Consider the following 20,753-nt stretch of genomic DNA (forward strand, 5'->3'; position numbering starts at 1 on the left):
TCATGTTGGGCATGACCGCATGCCTGCCGGGTTACCCGGCCCCGGCACGTCGATCAGCGATGCAGCGGAGGTCCGTACACCATGACCAGCGGCTACATGGGCCCGGAGGGCGACCCGTTCGCGGAGTTCCTGGCACGCTTCTTCGGCGGGCCCAGGCCCCGGCAGATCGACATCGGCCGGCTGCTCAGCCAGCCCGCCCGGGAGCTGGTGCGCGGCGCCGCCCAGTACGCCGCCGAGCACGGCAGCCGGGACCTGGACACCGAGCACCTGCTGCGGGCCGCGCTCGCCACCGAGCCGACCCGGGGGCTGCTCAGCCGGGCCGGTGCCGACCCCGACTCGCTGGCCTCGCAGATCGACGAGCGGACCGGACCGGTGCAGCACCCGCCGGGCGAGGTCCCGCCGCCCACGTCGCTCTCGCTCACCCCGGCCGTCAAGCGTGCCCTGCTGGACGCGCACGAGCTGGCCCGCTCCACCGGCACCGGGTACATCGGCCCGGAACACGTGCTCAGCGCCCTGGCCGCCAACCCCGACTCGGCCGCCGGGCACATCCTGAACGCGGCCCGCTTCGCGCCCTCGAACCTGCCCACGGAGACGCCGGAGGCCGCGAAGGGCCGTACCGAGAGCGCCCGGACCACGAACACGCCGACCCTCGACAAGTACGGCCGCGACCTCACCGATCTGGCGCAGCAGGGCCGGATCGACCCGGTGATCGGGCGTGAGGAGGAGATCGAGCAGACCGTCGAGGTGCTCTCCCGGCGCGGCAAGAACAACCCCGTCCTGATCGGGGACGCCGGCGTCGGCAAGACCGCGATCGTGGAGGGGCTCGCCCAGCGCATCACCGACGGCGACGTGCCGGACGTGCTGATCGGGCGCCGGGTGGTCGCGCTCGACCTGACGGGCGTCGTCGCGGGCACCCGCTACCGGGGCGACTTCGAGGAGCGGATGAACAACATCGTGGGCGAGATCCGCGCCCACTCCGACGAGCTGATCATCTTCATCGACGAGCTGCACACCGTCGTCGGCGCCGGTGGCGGCGGCGAGAGCGGGTCGATGGACGCCGGGAACATCCTCAAGCCGGCCCTGGCCCGCGGCGAGCTGCACATCGTGGGCGCCACCACGCTGGAGGAGTACCGCAGGATCGAGAAGGACGCGGCCCTCGCCCGCCGCTTCCAGCCGATCCTGGTGCCGGAGCCCACCACCGCCGACGCGATCGAGATCCTGCGCGGCCTGCGCGACCGCTACGAGGCCCACCACCAGGTCCGCTACACCGACGAGGCGCTGGTCGCGGCCGTGGAGATGTCCGACCGCTACCTCACCGACCGGCGCCTGCCCGACAAGGCCATCGACCTGATCGACCAGGCGGGCGCCCGCGTGCGGCTGCGGGCGCGCACCAAGGGCACCGACGTACGGGCCCTGGAGCGCGAGGTCGACCAGCTGGTGAGGGACAAGGACCAGGCGGTCGCGGACGAGCAGTACGAGCAGGCGACCCAGCTGCGGGACCGGATCGTCGGGCTGAAGCAGCGCATCACCGAGGCCACCGGCGACGGCCAGGCCGACGAGGGCCTCGACCTGGTCGTGGACACCGAGTCCATCGCCGAGGTGGTCTCCCGGCAGACCGGCATCCCGGTCAGCAGCCTCACCCAGGAGGAGAAGGACCGCCTGCTGGGCCTGGAGTCCCACCTGCACGAGCGGGTCGTCGGCCAGGACGAGGCGGTACGGGTCGTCTCCGACGCCGTGCTGCGCTCCCGCGCCGGGCTGTCCAGTGCGGACCGGCCCATCGGCAGCTTCCTCTTCCTCGGCCCGACCGGCGTCGGCAAGACCGAGCTGGCCCGGGCACTGGCCGAGGCGCTCTTCGGCAGCGAGGACCGGATGGTGCGCCTCGACATGAGCGAGTACCAGGAGCGCCACACCGTCAGCCGCCTGGTCGGCGCCCCGCCCGGCTACGTCGGGCACGAGGAGGCCGGTCAGCTCACCGAGGTGGTGCGCCGGCACCCGTACTCGCTGCTCCTGCTGGACGAGGTGGAGAAGGCGCACCCCGACGTCTTCAACATCCTGCTCCAGGTCCTGGACGACGGGCGGCTGACCGACTCGCAGGGCCGGACGGTGGACTTCTCCAACACGGTCGTCGTGATGACCAGCAACCTGGGCTCCGACGTGATCACCCGGCGCGGTGCCGGCATCGGCTTCGGCGCGGGCGGTGCGGAGGCGGACGAGGAAGCCCGGCGCGAGCAGGTGCTGCGCCCGCTGCGGGAGCACTTCCGGCCCGAGTTCCTCAACCGCGTCGACGAGATCGTGGTCTTCCGCCAGCTCAGCGGCGAGCAGCTGCGGCAGATCACCAGCCTGCTCCTGGAGCAGACCCGTCGCATGGTGCACGCGCAGGGCGTCACCGTCGACTTCACCGACGCGGCCGTGGACTGGCTCGCCGAGCGCGGCTACCAGCCCGAGTACGGTGCCCGGCCGCTGCGCCGCACCATCCAGCGCGAGGTGGACAACGAGCTGTCCCGGCTGCTGCTCGACGGCCGGGTGGCGGAGGGCGGCCGGGTGACGGTCGACGTCGAGGACGGGCGGCTGGCGTTCCGCACGCCGGAGCGGCCCGTCCCCGAACCGTGACTACCTCCGCCGCACCGGTTCGACCACCATCGCCGAGCCGCCGCCGCGCCGCACCTTCTCCGCGGCGGCCAGCCACTTGCCGTGCGGCAGCCGCTGCACGGCGGTCGCGGCGCCGATCTCGGGGTTGAGCTTGAAGGAGTGCCCGAGGGCCTCCAGTTCGGCCCGTACGCCGCTGTCGTAGAGGCCGGGTTCGAGTTCGGTCTGCGCGGCGTTGCGCTGGCTGGCGCGCGGCGCGGCGATGGCGTCGACGAGCGGGAGTCCGCGGTCGAGGAAGCCGGTGAGGGTCTGGAGCACGGTGGTGATGATGGTGGCGCCGCCGGGCGAGCCGAGTGCCACCACCGGCTCGTGGTGCCGGTCCAGCACGATCGTCGGGGCGATCGAGGAACGGGGGCGCTTGCCGGGTCCGGGCAGGTTCGGGTCGTGCACGGCCGGGTTGGCCGGGGCGAAGGAGAAGTCCGTCAGCTCGTTGTTGAGCAGGAAGCCGCGCCCCGGCACGGTGATGCCGCTGCCGCCGGTCTGCTCGATGGTGAGCGTGTAGGCGACGACGTTGCCCCACTTGTCGGCCACCGTGAGGTGCGTGGTGTTCTCGCCCTCGTACGTCGTCGGCGCCGCCGTCCCGCCGCCCGCGCAGGGGGCCGGGTGCCGCGGGTCGCCGGGGGCGAGGGGGCTGGTGAGCACCGCGTCGTCCTTGATCAGGCACGCACGGGAGTCGGCGTACCGCTGGGACAGCAGCTCCTTCGCCGGTACGTCCTCGAAGGCGGGGTCGCCGACCCAGCGCCCGCGGTCCGCGAACGCGATGCGGCTGGCCTCGATGTAGCGGTGCAGGTAACCGGCCTTGTCCGCGGTGGACAGGTCGGTGCGCTCCAGGATGTTGAGGGCCTCGCCGACCGTGGTGCCGCCGGAGGAGGAGGGGGCGATGGAGTACACGTTCAGGCCGCGGTACGAGGTCCTCGTCGGCGCCTGGAGCTTGGCCTCGTAGGCCGCGAGGTCCTTGGCGGACAGGTCGCCGGGGCGCGCGTTCCAGCCCGAGTCCGGGTCGACGGGCGGCTTGTTGACGGTGTCGACGATGTCCTCGCCGAGCGCGCCGCGGTAGATCGCGCCGACGCCCTCGCGGCCCAGCTCCTGGTACGTGCGGGCCAGGTCCGGGTTCTTGAACGTGGAGCCGACGGCCGGGAGTTCACCGCCGGGCAGGAACAGCTCGGCGGTGTCCGGGAAGTAGCGGAACCGCTGCTCGTTGGCGGCGGTCTGGGAGCGGAAGGTCTCGTCGACGGTGAAGCCGTGCCGGGCCAGCCGCTCGGCGGGCTTCAGGACCGAGGCGAGCTTGCGGCTGCCCCACCGGTCCAGGGCGGTCTGCCAGGTGGCCGGGGTGCCCGGCGTGCCCACGGACAGGCCGCTGGTGACGGCGTCGGCGAAGGCGAGCGGCTTGCCGTCCTCCGTGAAGAGCTTCTCGTCGGCGGTCAGCGGCGCGGTCTCGCGGCCGTCGATGGTGCGCACGGTGCGGGACTCGGCGTCGTAGTAGACGAAGTAGCCGCCGCCCCCGACCCCGGCGGAGTAGGGCTCGGTGACGCCCAGCGCCGCGGCGGTGGCCACGGCCGCGTCGACGGCGTTGCCGCCCTTGCGGAGCACCTCGACACCGGCGGCGGACGCGTCCCGGTCGACGCTGGAGACCGCGCCCCCGTACCCGACGGCGACCGGGGTCTTCGGAGCGGGCCGGTGGTGCCGGGCCGTGGGCGGCGCGGCCGCTCCCACCGACACCACCACGGCGGCCGAGACCGCCAGGACCGTCAGATTCCGTGCGACAGGGCGACGCATCCGCACCTCCAGGGAAAGGCCGTTCGGGCAGCTTAGTTGATCGTCATGGTCGCGTCAGGAGCACACGACGCACCCGGATGCACCCGGATGCGCCCGGAGCCCCCGCGCCCCGTCGAACACAGGTACGTCGACGCCCGCTAGCATGCGCGCCCATGACTGACGACGTACGCAACATCGTCCTGGGTGTGCTCGCGGCGGGCATCAGCGCCACGCTGGGCTGGCTCGCCCGCACCTACCTGTGGAAGCGCAAGCTCCGGCGGAAGCAGGCGTTCCTCGGGCTGCCGGACGGTTCCGAGTCGCTGCTCGTCGTCAACCGGGACCCGGCCGCCTCCGAACCGGCGGTCCACCGCTTCGACGTCTTCGCGCTGCTGGAACTCGCCGCGCTGGTCAAGGACTGCGGCGCGCACGTCCAGGTGGTCACCCAGGACATGGTCGGCCAGGGCTTCGGCGAACGTACGGAGTTCTGTGTGGGCGGGCCCGGTTCGAACCGGCGCATGGTCGCCCACATGGCGGCGATGCTGCCCGGGGTGCGGGTGAACGTCGACCCGGAGCCCGGTCTTGACCGGGGCGCCTTCCAGATCGGCAGTGAGCGCTACCGGCTGGAGGCGGGTGTCACGGAGTACGTGCTGCTGGCCCGCCTCACCGCCGGGGACCGGCGCGAGGCCCGGCCCGCCTTCCTGTTCTGCGGCCAGCGCGCGATCACCAACCAGGCCGCCACCCGCTACCTCGCCCGGCACCACGAGAAGCTGGCCCGCAAGCACGGCAACAACTCCTTCGTGCTGCTGCTCAAGGTCGTCAACTCACAGGCGTACGGCCCGGACGTGGTCGAGCTGGTCGGCGACGTCACCCGGGCGGCGACCAGCCCCCTCCCGACCCCGGCACCCGCCTCCCGCAACTCCCACCGGGCCTGAACACCGCTCCGGGTCGGTCGCCCGCAGTGCCGCGCATGCCCTCGGTCGCGGTCACGGCAGGTGTCGGACGAGGTCGGCCACGGCCTGTGGCCGCGACAGGAACGGGTGGTGGCCCGCTTCCACCTCGACGGCCCTGTCCGCACGGCGGGAGAACTCGCGCTGCGCGGCCACGGGGGTGCCGCGGTCCTCGGTACACACCACGTACGTCGTGGACACGTCGTGCCACGCCGCCGCCCGAACGGGCTGCCGCGTCACGGCCAGCGTCTGCCGGACCAGACGGGCCGCCGCGTCGCGGGCGAGGTCCGGCGGGCAGTCCTGGGCGAACGTCTCGGCGAACAGCTCCGGCCGGGCGCCGAACGTGCCGCCGTCGGGGTCGAAGTCCAGGAACGGCGGCGGTACGTCGGCCCCGAACGTCGACAGCGACTCGCCGGGCTCGGGCAGGTAGCTCGACACCAGCACCAGGTGGCGCACCGCTGCCACGCCCGCGGCCGCCTCGGCGGCGACGATTCCGCCGTAGCTGTGGGCCACCACCACGATCGGCTGGTCCGACTCGGTGAGCACCGCGCGCACCGCGGCGACGTCCTCGGCCAGCCCGGGGCCCTGCGGACCGGCCGGCCGGTCGCCCTCGCCGCAGCTCGGCAGCGCCGGGGCGGTGCTGCCGACACCGTGCCCGCGCAGGGCCGAGGCCGCCAGGTGCCACCACCACGACCCGTCACGCACACAGGCCCCGTGCACGAACACCACGCGCATCTCTTCCTCCTTGAATCCCGGGCGCCAAGCCCTCCGGTCAACGGTAGACGTAGCCGCGGTTACGTGAAAAAGTGCGGCGATGGGTCGACACAAGCAGCCCGAGATCCGCGACCGCATCCTCGACGCCTGCGTCGACCACGCGCTCGCGCACGGGCTTCCCGGCCGCCTCGAGCCGTTCGCGGCCGCCTCCGGCACGTCGGCCCGGATGCTCATCTACCACTTCGGCACCCGGGACGCGTTGCTGCGGGAGACCCTGCGGCGGGCGCGGCGACGTCAGCGCGACTTCTTCGGCGAACTGGTCGCCCCCCGGCCCGACGAGCCCTACCCGAGCACGCTGCGGCGAGCCTGGCGGGTCATGACCGGCCCGGCCGGCCGGCCGTACCTCACCATGTTCGGCAGACTCCGCGAGGATGCCGAGCAGCGGTTGTGGCCGGACTTCCGCCGCGAGTCCACCACGGACTGGCTGCGGCCGTTCGAGGAGGGCATGCGCAGCATCGGCCGTCCCGAACTCGCCACGCTCGTACTGGCGGTCGTCCGCGGCCTCATCATGGACATCGAGACCACGGGTGACGTGGCGAGAGCCGACCGGGCCTTCGAGGACTTCCTCGCCGCACTCGTTCTCGTCACCGGGACTCAGGCCCGCGACGCCCACGGCGAGTCCTGAGCGACGTCACCCGGGCGGCGCGCCCGTGCCGGTCAGGACCGGCGTGCCGCCGGGCCGTCGACCGCCGCCGTACTGGCGCGCACGACCAGCACGGGTTCGACGGAGGCGGGCTCGGGGGCCGCGTCCGGGTCCGCGATGTGCCGCAGCAGGTGGGCGACCGCGAGGGCTCCCATCTCGGCGAACGGCTGGGCCACCGTGGTCAGTGAGGGCGAGCAGTACTCGGCGAGCGCGATGTCGTCGACCCCGACGACGGAGATGTCCTCGGGCACCCTGCGGCCGAGTTCGTGCAGGGCCCGGATCACTCCGAAGGCCATCTCGTCGCTGGCCACGAACACCGCGGTGACGTCGGGGATCTTGCCCAGGACCAGGCCGTTGCGGTAGCCGGAGGCGGGTGTCCAGTCCCCCTCCAGCACCGGTGGCACGGACAGTCCCGCCTCTTCGAGGGTGTCGCGCCAGCCGGCGCAGCGACTGGCCGCGTCGAGCCACTCCTGGGGCCCCGACACGTGCCAGACGGCCTTGTGGCCCAGCTCGATCAGGTGCCGGGTCGCGAGCCTTGCCGCCAGGGTCTGGTCGACGGCGACGATCTCGGTGGCCGGTGTCCTCGACCCGTCGACGGTGACGGTCGGCACCGAGCGGGTGAGCCGCTCGATCCTTGGGCTCACGTGCACCAGCGGCACCGAGAGGACCACCCCCTCGACGTCCTGCTCCGCCAGCCGGGACAGCGCGCTCTCGATCGCCGCGGTGTCCAGGGACGCCGTGGCGGCGGTGCTGACCGCGTACCCGGCCTCGCGCGCCGCGGCCTCGATGCCGAAGAGGAGGTTCGCGCGGGAGTAGAAGGTGGTCCGCAGCGTCACGACGCCGATCGTGCGGCTGCGCCCCGAGGACAGCATCCGCGCCGCGTTGTTCTTGCGGTAGCCCAGCTCCTCGACCGCGGCGAGCACCTTGGCCCGGGTGGTGTGCTGGACGTTGGGATGGCCGGCCAGCGTACGGGAGACCGTCTGGGCGGAGACCCCGGCGAGCCGCGCCACGTCGGCCATGCCGGGCTGCCGGGCGGCACCGTCGTCGGCCGTCCGCCTGCTCACGGGCGCCCCGTCGGCGGCCGGCGTTTCCGATGACATCGCTCGCCTCTCCACAAGAACGGCGGCTCCGGCCGCCGTCGCAGGTAATGGACCCACCTCGGAGTCTAGCCAGGCACGACCCATTGGCATCGATAACATCCTCTGCCATAGTTCCCGCCAACGCGGACCTCGCGTGGATCAAGTTTCTCTGAAGACGCCTCTGTCGGCGCGGAGAAAGGCGAGCGGCAACGAGATGGCAGCGATCACACCGAAGCGATCGGTCAGAGTGGACACCTCGACAGGCTCATCATCTCCCCCAACCGGACGCGCACGGGTCCGGCGGCACGGCGCCGTCGTCGCGGCGCTGGGCCTCACCGCGGGCCTGCTGTCGGCCGCCGCCCTGCCCGCGGGCGCGGCCCCGCCCCGCCCCGCTGCCGCTGCGGCGCCCGCGGGGGCACCGACGCCGGTGGAACTGAGCCGGGGCGGGCTGACCGTCACCGTGGCGAAGGAGTTCCCCCAGGTGATCTCCTACCGGCTGGGCCGGCGCGGACTCGACGGGCGGGCAACGGCGCTGGACGGCTTCACCGTCAACGGCGAGAGCCACCGCGCCACCACCACCGTGAAGGCGAAGGGCAGCAGGGCGGTCTACACCTCCACGTTCGAGGACCTGCCCGGTCTCACGATCACCTCCAGCATCACGGTCACCAAGGAGACGACGGTCGTCTTCGCCGTCGAGAAGATCTCGGGCGAGGCCGCGCCGGGCGTGCGCACCCTCGCGATCCCCGGCCAGTCCCTCGTCTCCGTCGACTCCGCCGAGCCGGGCGCCAACCTCGCCCGGACGAAGATCTCCACCGACTCGACGACGACCGCCGACCGCTTCGTCCCCGTCACCGGCGACACCGCCCCGGACAAGGGGCCCGTCGGCACCCCGTACGCGTTCGTCGGCAACGCGCAGTTGTCGGCGGGCATCATCACCAACGCGACCGAGGACTCGCCGCAGGACGACAACACCGACTGGAACACCCGCCTGCAGTCCCGCATCGTCGACGAGGGCGAAGGACGGCGCCGGGCGGAGCTGTCGGCCGGCACGTACACCTACCACCCCGAGGGCGCCACCGATCCACGGGTCGACACCTACGAGCTGCCCCGGGCGACGGTGGTCCTCGCCGCAGACGCCAACCGGGACGGCACGGTCGACTGGCAGGACGGCGCCATCGCCCACCGGGAGCACATGCGCCGCCCGCTCGGCGCCGACCGGGTGCCCGAACGCGTGGTCCAGCGCATCCCGTTCAACTTCGCGAGCCAGGCCACCAACCCGTTCCTGAAGACGCTGGACAACACCAAGCGCATCTCCATGGCCACCGACGACCTCGGGCAGTGGGTGCTGGAGAAGGGGTACGCGAGCGAGGGCCACGACTCCGCCCACCCCGACTACGGCGGCAACGAGAACGTCCGCGCGGGCGGCTGGAAGGACCTGAACCGCCTCACCCGGACGGGAGCCGGCTACAACGCGGACTTCGCCGTCCACGTCAACGCCACGGAGGCCTACGCCCAGGCCAGGACCTTCACCGAGGACATGGTCGCGGGCCAGGCCGACGGCTGGGACTGGCTCAACCAGGCCTACCACATCGACCAGCGCAAGGACCTGGGCACCGGCGCCGTCCTCGACCGCTTCAAGCAGCTCCGCAAGGAGGCACCGGGCATCAGAACCGTCTACATCGACGCCTACTACTCCAGCGGCTGGCTGGCCGACGGTCTCGCCGCCGGGCTGCGTGAGATGGGCTTCGAGGTCGCCACCGAGTGGGCGTACAAGTTCGAGGGCACCTCGGTGTGGTCGCACTGGGCGGCCGACAAGAACTACGGCGGCGCCACGAACAAGGGCATCAACTCGGACATCGTCCGGTTCATCGCCAACGCCGACCGCGACGTGTGGAACGTGGACCCGCTGCTCGGCGGCGCGAGCGTCGTCGAGTTCGAGGGCTGGACCGGCCAGGACGACTGGAACGCCTTCTACCGCAACATCTGGACCGACAACCTGCCGACCAAGTTCCTCCAGCACTTCCAGGTGCTGGACTGGGACCGCGGCAGGTCCGCGAGGCTCACCGGCGGGGTGGACGTGAAGTCCGTCGACGGCGAGCGGCGGATCTCCATGGACGGCACCGAGGTCCTCAAGGGCGACACCTACCTGCTGCCCTGGCAGAACGCCGGGAAGGGCGACGGCACCTCGTCGCCCCGCGACGCCGACAAGATGTACTTCTACAGCGCCTCCGGCGGCGAGCACACCTTCGAACTGACCGGACAGTTCGCGGGCACCGAGGACTTCACCCTCTACGAACTCACCGACCAGGGCCGGGCGGAGAAGGCCCGGGTGACGGCCCACGAGGGGCGGGTGACCCTCACCGCCGAGAAGGGGCAGCCCTACGTCCTCGTGCCGAACGGCGGCAGGGCACCGCACCGCGACGCCCACTACGGCGAGTTCACCGGGCTGTCCGACCCCGGCTTCAACGGCGGGGACCTCGACGCCTGGAACGCGCGCGGCGACGCGGAGATCGTCCGGGCCGGCAACGGGGACAACGTGGTCCGCCTGGGCGAGGACGCCTCGGGCATCGCGCAGCGGGTCCGCGGCCTGACCCCGGGCGAGCGGTACACGCTCGGCGCGGACGTCGGGATCGGCCCCGGCGAGCGCCGGGAGACGACGCTGCGGGTACGCGGCGGCAAGGACAGCGAGGCCAGGACCTTCGACATCACGCCGGCGCGGAACAGGATGGCGTCCGACGAGAAACGGGACACGTACTCCCAGCGGGCCTCGGTCTCCTTCACCGCGCCGCGCGACGGCACGGTCACCGTGGAGCTCGGGGCGGTCGCCGGTGGCGCCCCGGTGGTCCTGGACGACGTACGGGTCATGGTGGACACCACCGCTCCGCTCCCCCGCTCCCAGGACGGCACGGTCGTCGCCCACGACGACTTCGAGGGCAACCGGCCCGGCTGGGGACCGTTCGTCAAGGGCGACGCCGGCGGCGTCACCGACCCCCGCACCAGCATCAGCGACCTGCACGCGCCCTACAGCCAGAAGGAGTGGAAGAACACCTACTCGCCCTACGACACCGGCGCGCTGAAGGGCAGGGCCGTCGACGACGTGCTCGCGGGCCGGCACTCGCTGAAGTCCCACGCCGAGAACACCGGGCTGGTCCACCGCACGACCCCTGCCACCGTGCCGTTCGAGGAGGGCCACCGGTACCGGGTCTCCTTCTCGTACCAGACCAACGTCGAGGGCCAGTGGGCCTGGGTCACCGGCGCGGACCGGGTCGCCGACGGGACGACGACCTCGCGCGACATCGCCCGTGACGTCCTGGCACCCGCCCTGGACACGGCGGCCTACTCCCGCGAGTTCGTCGCCGGCTGCGGGGACACCTGGGTCGGGCTGCGCAGACTCGGCAGCGCCCGGGGCACCGATCTCGTCCTCGACGACTTCACGGTGACCGACCTCGGCGAGGCGGACACCGGGGCCGCCTGCGCCGCTGTCACGGCCCCGTCCGGCGCCGAACTGAGCCCCGGGGTCCCCGGTGAGTACGTCACGGCGTTCACCAACCACGAGTCCGCCGGCGCCGAGAACGTGGGCATCGCCCTCCAGGGTCTGCCCGAAGGCTGGAAGGCCGAGGTGAAGGAGAAGGACGGCAATCTCTTCGAGCGCGTGCAGCCGGGCGCGACCGTGCGCACCACCTGGCTCCTCACCCCGCCCGCCGGCACGGCCGGCACCTCCGCCACGTGGCAGGTGACGGCCGCCTACGCACACGAGGGAGCCACCAGGACGGTCTCCTCCGGGGCCCGCGCCGCGGTGACCGACGAACCGGTACTGGCCCCGGCTTCGACGACCGCGACCGCCGACTCGGAGAACACCTCGTCGGGCGCCGCCGAAGGGCCGGTGTCCAACGTCCTCGACGGTGACGCCGGCACCATCTGGCACACCGACTACACCACCTCCCAGGCGCCGTATCCGCACTGGGTGACGCTGAAGCTCGGCGGCGCCGCCGACGTCGACGGGTTCGGGTACCTGGGCCGGCAGAGCGGGGGCCCGAACGGACGCGTCGCCGACTACGAGGTCGCCGTGTCGGACGACGGCGAGGCGTGGACGACGGTGGCCACCGGCACCCTGAAGGACGTCCCGCAGACCCAGCGCGTCTCCTTCGACCGGGTCCGCGCCTCCTACGTGCGCTTCACCGCCCTCGACGCGCTCAACGGGCAGCCCTACGCGGCCGCCGCGGAGATGCGCGTGTACGGCGTGCCCGTGGACCTGCCCACGGGATACCCGCCGGGCGAACGCCCCGCCGACGCCCGCTGAGACATGGCCGGGTGCGGCTCGCCCTCCTCGGGGGCGGGCCGCACCCGGCCGCCGTTGGCCCGGGGCGTCAGTCGAAGGTCTCGACGTACTCCTCCGACGGTCCGAGGTCGGGGCCCTCGCGCAGGGCGACGCGGTCGCCGAGGCGTTCGAGTTCCAGCACGGTCAGGGTGTTGTCGCCGGGGCGCAGGAGCGGACCGGGCAGGTAGAGCGTGCTCTGGGGGCCGATCTCCCAGTAGCGGCCCAGCAGGGTGTCGTTGACCCAGAGGAAGCCCTTGCCGAACCCGGGCAGCGCGACGAAGGCGTCCGCGGGCTCGGCCACCGGCAGGACGGCGGTGGCGAATCCGGCCCGGCCGTCCGAGGGGGCCGCCGCCGCGGCGCGTGCCGTGTCCCGCCCCGTCCACGCGTCGAGCGGCAGCGGACGCATCGTCCAGCCGTGCACCAGCCGGCGCTCCACCCGCACCCCGCCGAGGATGCCCTTGCCCTGGCCGAGCAGCGGACCGTAGTTGATCCGTCCCTGGTTCTCCACCAGCAGCGCCAGCCGGACCCGTGCTCCGGTGCCGGTGACGGTGAACGAGGCGCTCTCGCGGTCCAGTACGGCGACGGGTGTGTCGTCGGCGAAGACCTGGGCGCGGTCGTGCAGACCCGTGACGGTCACCTCGTGCTCCCCCGGCGGCAGCAGCGGCTCGGCCTCGTAGAGGACCAGGCCCGAGGCCAGGGACAGTTCCTCGAAGCTCAGCGGCAGCGGTGCGGTCACGGGTTCGGCCGTCGCCCGCAGGGCGTCGAGCAGGGCCGCCTGCCGGAGGACCGGCAGGTCGCGGGGTGCCAGCAGCGGTGGGTCGGCGGGCAGCGGGCGCCGGGTCGCGGCGGTGCCGAGCGCGGTCAGCCTGTCCCGCAGGGCGAAGAACTTCGGGGTCAGGGCGCCGTTCTCGGCGATGGGGGCGTCCGAGTCGTAGCTGGTGACGGTCGGACGGATGGTACCGCCCTCGTGGTTGGCGCCCGCCCACAGTCCGAAGTTGGTGCCGCCGTGCGCCATGTAGAGGCTCACGGAGCCGCCCTCGTCGAGGATGCCGCCGAGGTCCTCGGCCGCGCTCGGGGCCGGCCGGACGTGGTGCTTGTCGCCCCAGTGGTCGAACCAGCCGTTCCAGAACTCGGCGCAGAAGAAGGGCTCTGCGAGCCGGCGGGAGCGCAGCAGCGCCGCGGCCCGGTCGGGGCGTGAGCCGAAGGTCGCCGCGGCCAGTTCGCCGGGCAGGGCGCCGCCGTCCTGCATCAGCGGGGTCGGCCCGTCCGCGGTGTAGAGCAGTTCGGTGATGCCCCGGGCGACGAGGGCGTCCCGGATGTGGCGGACGTACGCCCGGTCGTCGCCGTAGCTGCCGTACTCGTTCTCGATCTGCACGGCCACGACCGGTCCGCCCCGGCCGGCCTGGAGTTCCGCGATCCGCGGGACGAGCGCGTCGAACCAGCGGTCGACCGCTTCGAGGTAGGGGCCGTGGGAGGTGCGCAGCCGCATGCCGGGAGTGCCGGTCAGCCAGGCGGGCAGACCGCCGTTGTCCCACTCGGCGCAGATGTAGGGGCCCGGCCGCACGACGACGTCCAGCCCCTCCTCCTGGGCGAGCCGGATGAACCGGGCCAGGTCGCGCGGGCCGTCGAAGCGGATGTCGCCCGCGGTGCGCTCGTGGAAGTTCCAGGGGACGTAGGTGTCGACCGCGTTCAGGCCGAGGGCGGCCAGCCGCCGGAGCCGGTCGGCCCAGTGCCCGGGGTGCACCCGGAAGTAGTGCAGCGAGCCCGCCAGCAGACGGTGCGGGCGCCCGTTCCGCAGGAGGGTGCCGTCGGTGTACGACAGGGTGGACCGCTTCATAGCTCCTCCTTGGCAGGGGGTGGCGCGGAGGACCGGAAACCGGGCCGGCCATCGGTAGCTGTGACTATGACAGATGATGTTATCGATGCCAATCGCCGAGCGATCACTCGACGGTGAACATCGGCGACGGCGGTTCCTTGTCCCTGATATCGATCTCATCATCGATCCCACCCGCATCCCGTTCGGGGCCCCGGCGGCCGGGGGTCCGTTCCGTCCGGTGCGCCGGACCGTCCGTGACCGTGACCGTGACCTCGGCGTCACGCGGGAGGGCCGCACGCTGGTGGTCCGTCGTGCCGGGCCGTACGCCGACGACGCGGGCTCCGACCGTGTACGCGGCGATGACGGCGGCGAAGGCCTCCGGGCCGACGCCGTGCAACAGGGCCGGGCCACGGCCCGGGCCGACGCCGTGCTGCCGCGGAGCGGCCGCCACCCGCCGGGTCATGCCGAGCAGGTGCCGCCCGCCCGGACCCGCCCACGACGGGCGCGGGCCGGCGTACGCACCTTGCGGTGCGTACGCCGGCCGGCCCGGGCCGAGGCCCGGGGCCGAGCTGGAGCGGTACGGCGGTCAGCAGGCGCCGAGGTCCTCCCAGACCCCCCATTCGCCGGTGGTGCCGGGCTCCTCGCCGGTCACCCACCACTTGGCACGCCAGGTGTGGCCGTCGTGGGAGACGGTCTCGCCGCCGTTGTAGACACTCCCGGCGCTCCAGGCTCCCGCGACGCAGTCGCCGGGCTGGTCGCCGCCGCCGTCGCCACCGCCATCGCCATCGCCATCGCCGCCACCGCCGTCGTCACCGCCGCCGTCGTCACCGCCGCCGTCGTCACCGCCGCCGATGTTGACGTCGATGCAGGCGTAGAAGGCGTTGGCGGTGTCGGCGATGTTCCAGACCGCGAGCACCTTCTGCCGCCCGCTGAACCCGCCGAAGTCCAGCTGGTGGCTCACCGACGCGGGCGGCAGGGCGCCGTGCCCGTCGAACTGGGCGATCTTCTGGTCGCCGATGAAGTACTGCCAGTTGCTGGTGGCGTGCCGGGCCTCGATGGTCCAGGTGAAGGTGTGCGTAGTGCCGATCGGTGTGACCCGCCAGCCCTTGCCGTCGTCGTCCAGGTCGGCCCACCGGGCGTCTCCGCCACTGCAGTTGCGCAGCCCCTTCGGGCCCTCGACGCTCGCCGGTTCCCACTTGATCTGACCGCACTGCACCACGCGGTTGGCGCACTGGTCCTGTCGGCTCCCCGGCGAGACCACCCAGCCGTGGGCGCTCGCGGTGGGCGCCGGCAGACTCAGGGCCACCACGGGAGCGACCAGCGCTCCCACGGCAGCGGCCACTCGTCTTTTCATGCGCATGACATCACATTTCCCTTCGGTCCACGTCGGATCAGCCTGCCCCGGCTTACGACGGTGCCGATGAGGCAACCCCGCACCGCAGGTCTAGACCTACGTGTGCAGGTCTAGACCTTAGCGAAGGAGTGGGGGGCGTCAAGGGGCCGCACACCATCCCCGGCCCCGCCGTGCGCGACAACTGCCGTGGCCGTGGGGCCTCTTGTGCCGGACGGCCCCGTGTAGTGGGCTGTCGGCCATGAAGAAGAGAAGCACGGCGGCCCTGACCGCACTCCTGGTCGTGGCCGCTCTCGTCGCGGCGGCCCCGGGTCAACGGGCCGAGGCCGCCGATTCCCGGCCCGGCGATTCGGCGCGATCCGCCGAGTCGACGCTGGTCAAGGGAGTGAACCTGGACACGGTGACGATCCCGGAGCTGCAGGCGCGCATGAACCGGGGCTCGTTGTCCTCGCTCAGGCTGACCCTCGCCTACCTGCGGCGGATCAAGGCCGTCGACCCCAGGATCAACGCGGTGCTGCGCACCAGCCCGACGGCCCTGCGCCAGGCGGCCGCCAGCGACCTCAGACACCGCCTCGGCAGGACCCGTGGCCCGCTGGACGGCATCCCCGTCCTGCTCAAGGACAATGTGAACACCCGTGACATGCCGACGACCGCCGGGTCGCTGGCCCTCGCCGGGAGCCCACCGGACACCGACGCGGTCCTGGTCGGGAAGCTGCGGGCGGCCGGCGCGGTGATCCTCGGCAAGGCCAACCTCTCCGAGTGGGCCAACTTCCGCGCGGCCAAGCCGACCTCGGGCTGGTCGGCGGTGGGCGGGCAGACCAACAACCCGTACGTCCTGGACCGCAACCCCTGCGGATCGTCCTCGGGTTCGGCCGCGGCGCTCGCCGCGTCGCTGGCGCAGGTGGCGATCGGGACCGAGACGGACGGCTCCATCGTGTGCCCCGCCGGCATGAACGGCGTGGTCGGCCTCAAGCCCAGCCTCGGAGTGGTCAGCCAGTCGGGCGTCGTACCGATCTCCGCCGAGCAGGACACGGCCGGCCCCATGGCCCGCAACGTGATCGACACCGCGCTCACGCTCTCCGTGCTGAGCGGCCGTGACACCGTACGCGCCGGTGACGCTCCGAGTTTCACGGACGCGGTCGGCCGTTCCGGCACCCTGCGCGGCAAGCGGATCGGCCTGTGGCGGCTGCCGTCGCTCGGCGCCGAGGTGGACGCCCTCATGACCCGTACGGCCGAGCGGCTGACCGCCGCCGGGGCCGAGGTCGTCGAGGTGAGCCTGCCGTACCAGGAGCGGCTGGCCGAACTCGAGTTCCCGGCGCTGCTGAGCGAGTTCCACCGGGACATCGACGCCTACCTCGCCACCCGGAGCGGGCCGCGGGACCTGGCCGAGCTGATCGAGTTCAACCGCACCCACCCGCGGGAGCGGAGCTGCTTCGCCGGTCAGGAACTGTTCGAACAGGCGCTGGCCGCACCGTCCACCACCGACTCGGAGTACCGGGCGATGCGCGCGGAGTTGACGGACCTGTCCCGCCGGTCCATCGACGAGGTCATGGCCGCGCACGACCTGGACGCCATCGCCTCCCCGGCGAACCCGCCCGCGTGGACCACCGACTGCGCGCGGGGCGACAACGACGTGATCCCGTCCTCCACCCCCGCGGCGGTGGCCGGATACCCCTCACTGTCGGTGCCCGCCGGGTTCGTCGGTGAACTGCCGGTCGGGCTGCTCCTCATGGCCGGTAACCGCCAGGACGTCGAACTGCTGTCCCTGGGTGCGGCGGTGGAGCACCGCCTGGACGCCTGGCGGGCGCCCCGGTACCTGCCTTCGGCACCGTCCGGCACCTCCCACTGAGCCCGAGCGGACCGGCGAGCGCCACGTCGTCGAGCGTCGCCTCGACGAGGTCGCTCGCCGGTGTGCAGCTGACCTTCTACTCGTCCGCGAGCAGTGATCTCCGGCTGCACCCCACGTAGGTCCCGCGTGCGTTCATGTCCCTCCGACCACTGCAACGTATCGAGACGAACATCACCAATGCCGCCGACACGCACCTTTCGGTCATAACCCCTATTTACACCGGAAGCAGGGCCAAGACTTCACGCTTCGGCGACCTCTCCGTACAGCTGGGAGAGTTCGGGCACGCCGTCCTCCGCCCACGCATGGCCGTTCGCCACCACGTCGAACTCCCGGCCGGAGGCGAGCCGGACGACCGGCTGCCCGTCGGACCGGATACTCCAGGCGGCGCCGGGCACGGTGCGCACGATCACGGTGCCGAGGTACAGACCGGCGTCGTTGCCGAGCCAGGTCTGGATCTCCTCGTCGCTGCGCCAGCGCGGGAGCACCTGGTCCAGTTGCTCCAGGGAGAGCGCGGAGTCGTCGAGCCTGACCCCCTCCCGCAGCGCCTGCGAGCGCAGCAGATCGCAGTCGGCGAGCAGCTCGCCGATGCCCTCCGCGTCGTGCGCCCGGTGATCTTCGCGCCGCTTGCCCAGGAAGGGGAAGTTCATACCTCCACACTGTCATTCGTACCGCCATGTGCACCACAGGGCACGCGGAAGGCATGTGTGCGGTGGGTGTGCGGTGCGTGCGGCTACAGGTCCAGGTCCACCACGACCGGCGCATGGTCCGAGGCGCCCTTGCCCTTGCGCTCCTCGCGGTCGACGTAGGAGTCGGTGACCGCCTTGGCGAAGGGCTCGTTGCCGTACACCAGGTCGATGCGCATGCCGCGGTTCTTGGGGAAGCAGAGCTGGCGGTAGTCCCAGTACGTGAAGGGGTGGTCGTACTTCAGCGGGCGCGGGACCACGTCGGACAGACCGGCGCCGCGCAGGGAGGCGAGGGCGGCGCGCTCGGCCGGGGTGACGTGGGTGGCGCCCTCGAAGGCGGCGCGGTCGTAGACGTCGTCGTCGGTCGGCGCGACGTTGTAGTCACCCAGCACGGCGAAGGGGCGGCCGCCGGCGGCGTCGCCCTCGACGGCGGCGCGCAGCGCCTCGAACCACTGGAGCTTGTAGGCGTAGTGCGGGTGGTCCACCTCGCGGCCGTTGGGCACGTACACCGACCAGACGCGGACCGGACCGCAGGTGGCGGAGATCGCGCGGGGCTCCTGGACCCCCTCGTAGCCCGGGTCGCCCGGCAGGCCCTTGACCACGTCCTCCAGGCCCACGCGGGAGAGCACCGCCACCCCGTTCCACCGGCCGGTGGCGTGGACCGCCGCCTCGTAGCCCGCCTCGCGCAGCGCGTCGAAGGGGAACTGCGCCTCGGCGACCTTGGCCTCCTGGAGGCACAGCACGTCGGTGCCGCTGCTCTCCAGCCAGGCGAGCAGCCTCGGCAGGCGGGCGGTGATCGAGTTCACGTTCCAGGTCGCGATGCGCATGTCCCACAACCTACCGGGCGGCACTGACAACGCGGTCCCGCCCCGGGCAGAGCCTCAGAGCCGCGCCGAGTCGCCGGGGGTCAGCCGCAGGTGCTCGGAGCCGCCCAGCTCGCCGATCTGCCGGTCGTAGATGGGGCGGGCGAGGTCGGTGAGGAGCGCGTCATGGACGTCGTAGGCCCGCCGCGGCCGGACCTCCCGCACGTACTCGATCACCTCGGCGATCTTGTTCCACGGGGCCATGACCGGCAGCATCAGCGTCTCGACCGGGTGGTCGGGGACGGTGAGGGCGTCGCCGGGGTGGAAGACCTTGCCGCCGTCCATGAGGAAGCCGACATTGGTGACGCGCGGGATGTCCGGGTGGATCACGGCGTGCAGCTCGCCGTGGACCTGTACGTCGAAACCGGCGGCGGTGAAGGTGTCGCCGTGCCCGACGGTGTGGACGCGGCCCGGGAAGGCCGCCGAGATCTTCTCCGCCACCGACCTCAGCGTCCAGATCGCCGCGGCCGGGTTGTCCTCCATGGCGGCGCGCAGCCGCAGCTCGTCGAAGTGGTCCGGGTGCTCGTGGGTGACGAGGATCGCGTCCGCGCCGAGGGCCGCGTCCTCCTCGCTGAACCCGCCGGGGTCCAGGACGAGCGTCTGCCCGTCCTTCTCGAGGCGGACACAGGCGTGCGACTTCTTGGTGAGCTTCATGCCCCCATCCTGCCGCCGCCCGCCCGCCTCCGGCCCGCAGGGCTCACTCCGGTGGTGTCGTCTCCTCTCGGATGACCTGCTGGGCCACCCGGAAGGCGCCGTTCGCGGCCGGCACCCCGCAGTAGACGGCCGCCTGGAGCAGCACTTCCTTGATCTCGCCCGGGGTGAGGCCGTTGCGCAGGGCGGCCCTGAGGTGCGGCGCCAGCTCGTCCAGGTGGCCGCCGGCGACGAGGGCGGTGAGGGTGACACAGCTGCGCGAGCGCCGGTCGAGGCCCGGCCGGTCCCAGATCTCCCCCCACGCGTAGCGGGTCAGGAACTCCTGGAAGTCCCCGGAGAACTCGTCCGCCTGCGCGAGCGCCTGGTCCACGTGCCCGTCCCCGAGGACCTCGCGGCGCACCTTGAGCCCCGCGTCGTACGGGTCGGGCCGCCCCTGCGTCTGCGGCGGCACGACGGGTGCCGGGCCGATCTCGGCGATGGGCGCGGCCTGCGACGGCGCGGCCGGCACCGGCTGGACGGGCGCGGCCGGGGTCCCGGCGGCCGGGACCGGGACCTGGTGTGCCGTGGGGTGGACCGGAACGGGGACCTGCCCGGTGGAGGTGGCGTCGTGGGCGGCCTGCCAGGCGGTGGTGAAGTGCCGTACCAGCAGGTCGGTGACGGCCGCGGGCTGCTCGACCGGGACCAGGTGGGAGGCGCCGGGGACGACCGCGAGACGGGCGTCGGGAATGCCGGCGACCAGGGTTCGGGCCTCGGCGGGGCCGGTGACCTGGTCGTCGGAGCCGACGAGGACCAGGGTGGGCACGCCGACCCGGCCGAGTTCACCGCGCACGTCGAACGCGGCGAGGGCCTCGCAGGCGGAGATGTAGCAGCCGGGGTCGGTGGTCCGCACCATCTGCACGGCCCACTCGGTGATCGCGGGCTGGGCTGCCGCGTACCCGCCGGTGAACCAGCGCTCCGGGGAACTGCGCGCGATGGGGTCGAGCCCGTTGGTGCGCACGATCACGCCGCGCTGGCGGAACTCGTCGGCGGTGCCGAAGCGGGGCGAGGCGGCGATCAGCGCGAGGGAGGCGAGGCGCTCGGGGTGGCGCAGGGCGAGTTCGATGCCGACGGCGCCGCCGAACGCACAGCCTGCGTACCCGAAGCGCTGCACGCCGAGTCCGTCGAGGGTGGCCAGCAGGCGCGTGGTGAGTTCGGCGACGGACCCCGCCGGGTGGGCCGGGGCGCCACCGTGTCCGGGCAGGTCGAAACGGAAGACCCGCCACTGCTGGGCCAGTTCGGGCACCTGGCGGTCCCACATGTGCCATGTAGCACCGAGGGACGGCCCCATGACGAGGACCGGGGCCTGTTCCGGCCCGTCAAAGCGGTATTGCATGCTGTC

Annotated in this window: 15 protein-coding genes; 5 read left to right on the forward strand and 10 right to left on the reverse strand. The window is 72.7% G+C overall.

What is annotated here, in order from left to right:
* Positions 1–81 precede the first annotated feature (81 nt).
* On the forward strand, positions 82–2,610 hold the full coding sequence (locus R2E43_RS06385; RefSeq protein ID WP_003972571.1) for an ATP-dependent Clp protease ATP-binding subunit: 2,529 nt from the start codon (positions 82–84) through the stop codon (positions 2,608–2,610).
* Here the strand turns inward: R2E43_RS06385 and ggt are convergent, their stop codons facing one another.
* Positions 2,611–4,422: a gamma-glutamyltransferase gene (gene ggt, locus R2E43_RS06390; RefSeq protein ID WP_003972572.1), complete on the reverse strand. Its 1,812-nt coding sequence runs from the start codon at positions 4,420–4,422 to the stop codon at positions 2,611–2,613.
* Between the two features lie 152 nt (positions 4,423–4,574).
* On the opposite strand from ggt, the gene R2E43_RS06395 reads away from it, so the two are divergent.
* Complete coding sequence (locus R2E43_RS06395; protein WP_093457318.1) at positions 4,575–5,333, forward strand: hypothetical protein; 759 nt, start codon at positions 4,575–4,577, stop codon at positions 5,331–5,333.
* Between the two features lie 51 nt (positions 5,334–5,384).
* Here the strand turns inward: R2E43_RS06395 and R2E43_RS06400 are convergent, their stop codons facing one another.
* A complete protein-coding gene (locus tag R2E43_RS06400; protein WP_003972574.1) occupies positions 5,385–6,083 on the reverse strand; it encodes an alpha/beta hydrolase in 699 nt (232 codons plus the stop codon).
* A 79-nt stretch (positions 6,084–6,162) separates the two neighbouring features.
* Between R2E43_RS06400 and R2E43_RS06405 the strand changes: the two genes are divergently transcribed.
* Positions 6,163–6,747 carry a TetR/AcrR family transcriptional regulator gene (locus tag R2E43_RS06405; protein ID WP_011030848.1) on the forward strand — a complete coding sequence of 195 codons (585 nt, stop codon included), beginning with the start codon at positions 6,163–6,165 and terminating at the stop codon, positions 6,745–6,747.
* A gap of 32 nt (positions 6,748–6,779) precedes the next feature.
* Here R2E43_RS06405 and R2E43_RS06410 read toward each other — a convergent pair whose 3' ends face one another.
* A complete protein-coding gene (locus R2E43_RS06410) occupies positions 6,780–7,865 on the reverse strand; it encodes a LacI family DNA-binding transcriptional regulator (protein ID WP_003972576.1) in 1,086 nt (361 codons plus the stop codon).
* 226 nt (positions 7,866–8,091) lie between these two features.
* Here R2E43_RS06410 and R2E43_RS06415 point away from each other — a divergent pair, with 226 nt between their 5' ends.
* Positions 8,092–12,144 carry an endo-alpha-N-acetylgalactosaminidase family protein gene (locus R2E43_RS06415; protein WP_030863019.1) on the forward strand — a complete coding sequence of 1,351 codons (4,053 nt, stop codon included), beginning with the start codon at positions 8,092–8,094 and terminating at the stop codon, positions 12,142–12,144.
* Positions 12,145–12,211: 67 nt separating this feature from the next.
* Here the strand turns inward: R2E43_RS06415 and R2E43_RS06420 are convergent, their stop codons facing one another.
* The 3 genes from R2E43_RS06420 to R2E43_RS06430 form a co-directional block, all read right to left on the reverse strand.
* Complete coding sequence (locus R2E43_RS06420; RefSeq protein WP_332055991.1) at positions 12,212–13,999, reverse strand: glycoside hydrolase family 35 protein; 1,788 nt, start codon at positions 13,997–13,999, stop codon at positions 12,212–12,214.
* 103 nt (positions 14,000–14,102) lie between these two features.
* Positions 14,103–14,441, reverse strand: coding sequence for an AMP-binding protein (locus R2E43_RS06425; protein ID WP_198652985.1), 339 nt, complete (start codon positions 14,439–14,441; stop codon positions 14,103–14,105).
* Between the two features lie 123 nt (positions 14,442–14,564).
* Complete coding sequence (locus R2E43_RS06430) at positions 14,565–15,338, reverse strand: lytic polysaccharide monooxygenase (protein WP_030863011.1); 774 nt, start codon at positions 15,336–15,338, stop codon at positions 14,565–14,567.
* Between the two features lie 232 nt (positions 15,339–15,570).
* Between R2E43_RS06430 and R2E43_RS06435 the strand changes: the two genes are divergently transcribed.
* Positions 15,571–17,178, forward strand: a complete 1,608-nt coding sequence (locus R2E43_RS06435) for an amidase family protein (RefSeq protein ID WP_030863007.1) — start codon at positions 15,571–15,573, stop codon at positions 17,176–17,178.
* Between the two features lie 239 nt (positions 17,179–17,417).
* Here R2E43_RS06435 and R2E43_RS06440 read toward each other — a convergent pair whose 3' ends face one another.
* From R2E43_RS06440 to pcaDC, 4 genes are all read right to left on the reverse strand, one after another.
* Positions 17,418–17,825: a DUF6278 family protein gene (locus R2E43_RS06440; RefSeq protein WP_003972582.1), complete on the reverse strand. Its 408-nt coding sequence runs from the start codon at positions 17,823–17,825 to the stop codon at positions 17,418–17,420.
* An 83-nt stretch (positions 17,826–17,908) separates the two neighbouring features.
* Positions 17,909–18,688 carry an exodeoxyribonuclease III gene (locus R2E43_RS06445; protein ID WP_011030841.1) on the reverse strand — a complete coding sequence of 260 codons (780 nt, stop codon included), beginning with the start codon at positions 18,686–18,688 and terminating at the stop codon, positions 17,909–17,911.
* A gap of 54 nt (positions 18,689–18,742) precedes the next feature.
* Positions 18,743–19,378 (reverse strand): MBL fold metallo-hydrolase, encoded by a 636-nt coding sequence (locus R2E43_RS06450; protein WP_332055992.1) that lies wholly within the window; start codon positions 19,376–19,378, stop codon positions 18,743–18,745.
* A gap of 43 nt (positions 19,379–19,421) precedes the next feature.
* Positions 19,422–20,747 carry a bifunctional 3-oxoadipate enol-lactonase/4-carboxymuconolactone decarboxylase PcaDC gene (gene pcaDC / locus R2E43_RS06455; protein ID WP_408649137.1) on the reverse strand — a complete coding sequence of 442 codons (1,326 nt, stop codon included), beginning with the start codon at positions 20,745–20,747 and terminating at the stop codon, positions 19,422–19,424.
* Between the last annotated feature and the right edge of the window lie 6 nt (positions 20,748–20,753).

This window comes from Streptomyces violaceoruber, assembly GCF_033406955.1.
GTDB classification, from domain to species: Bacteria; Actinomycetota; Actinomycetes; order Streptomycetales; family Streptomycetaceae; genus Streptomyces; species Streptomyces violaceoruber.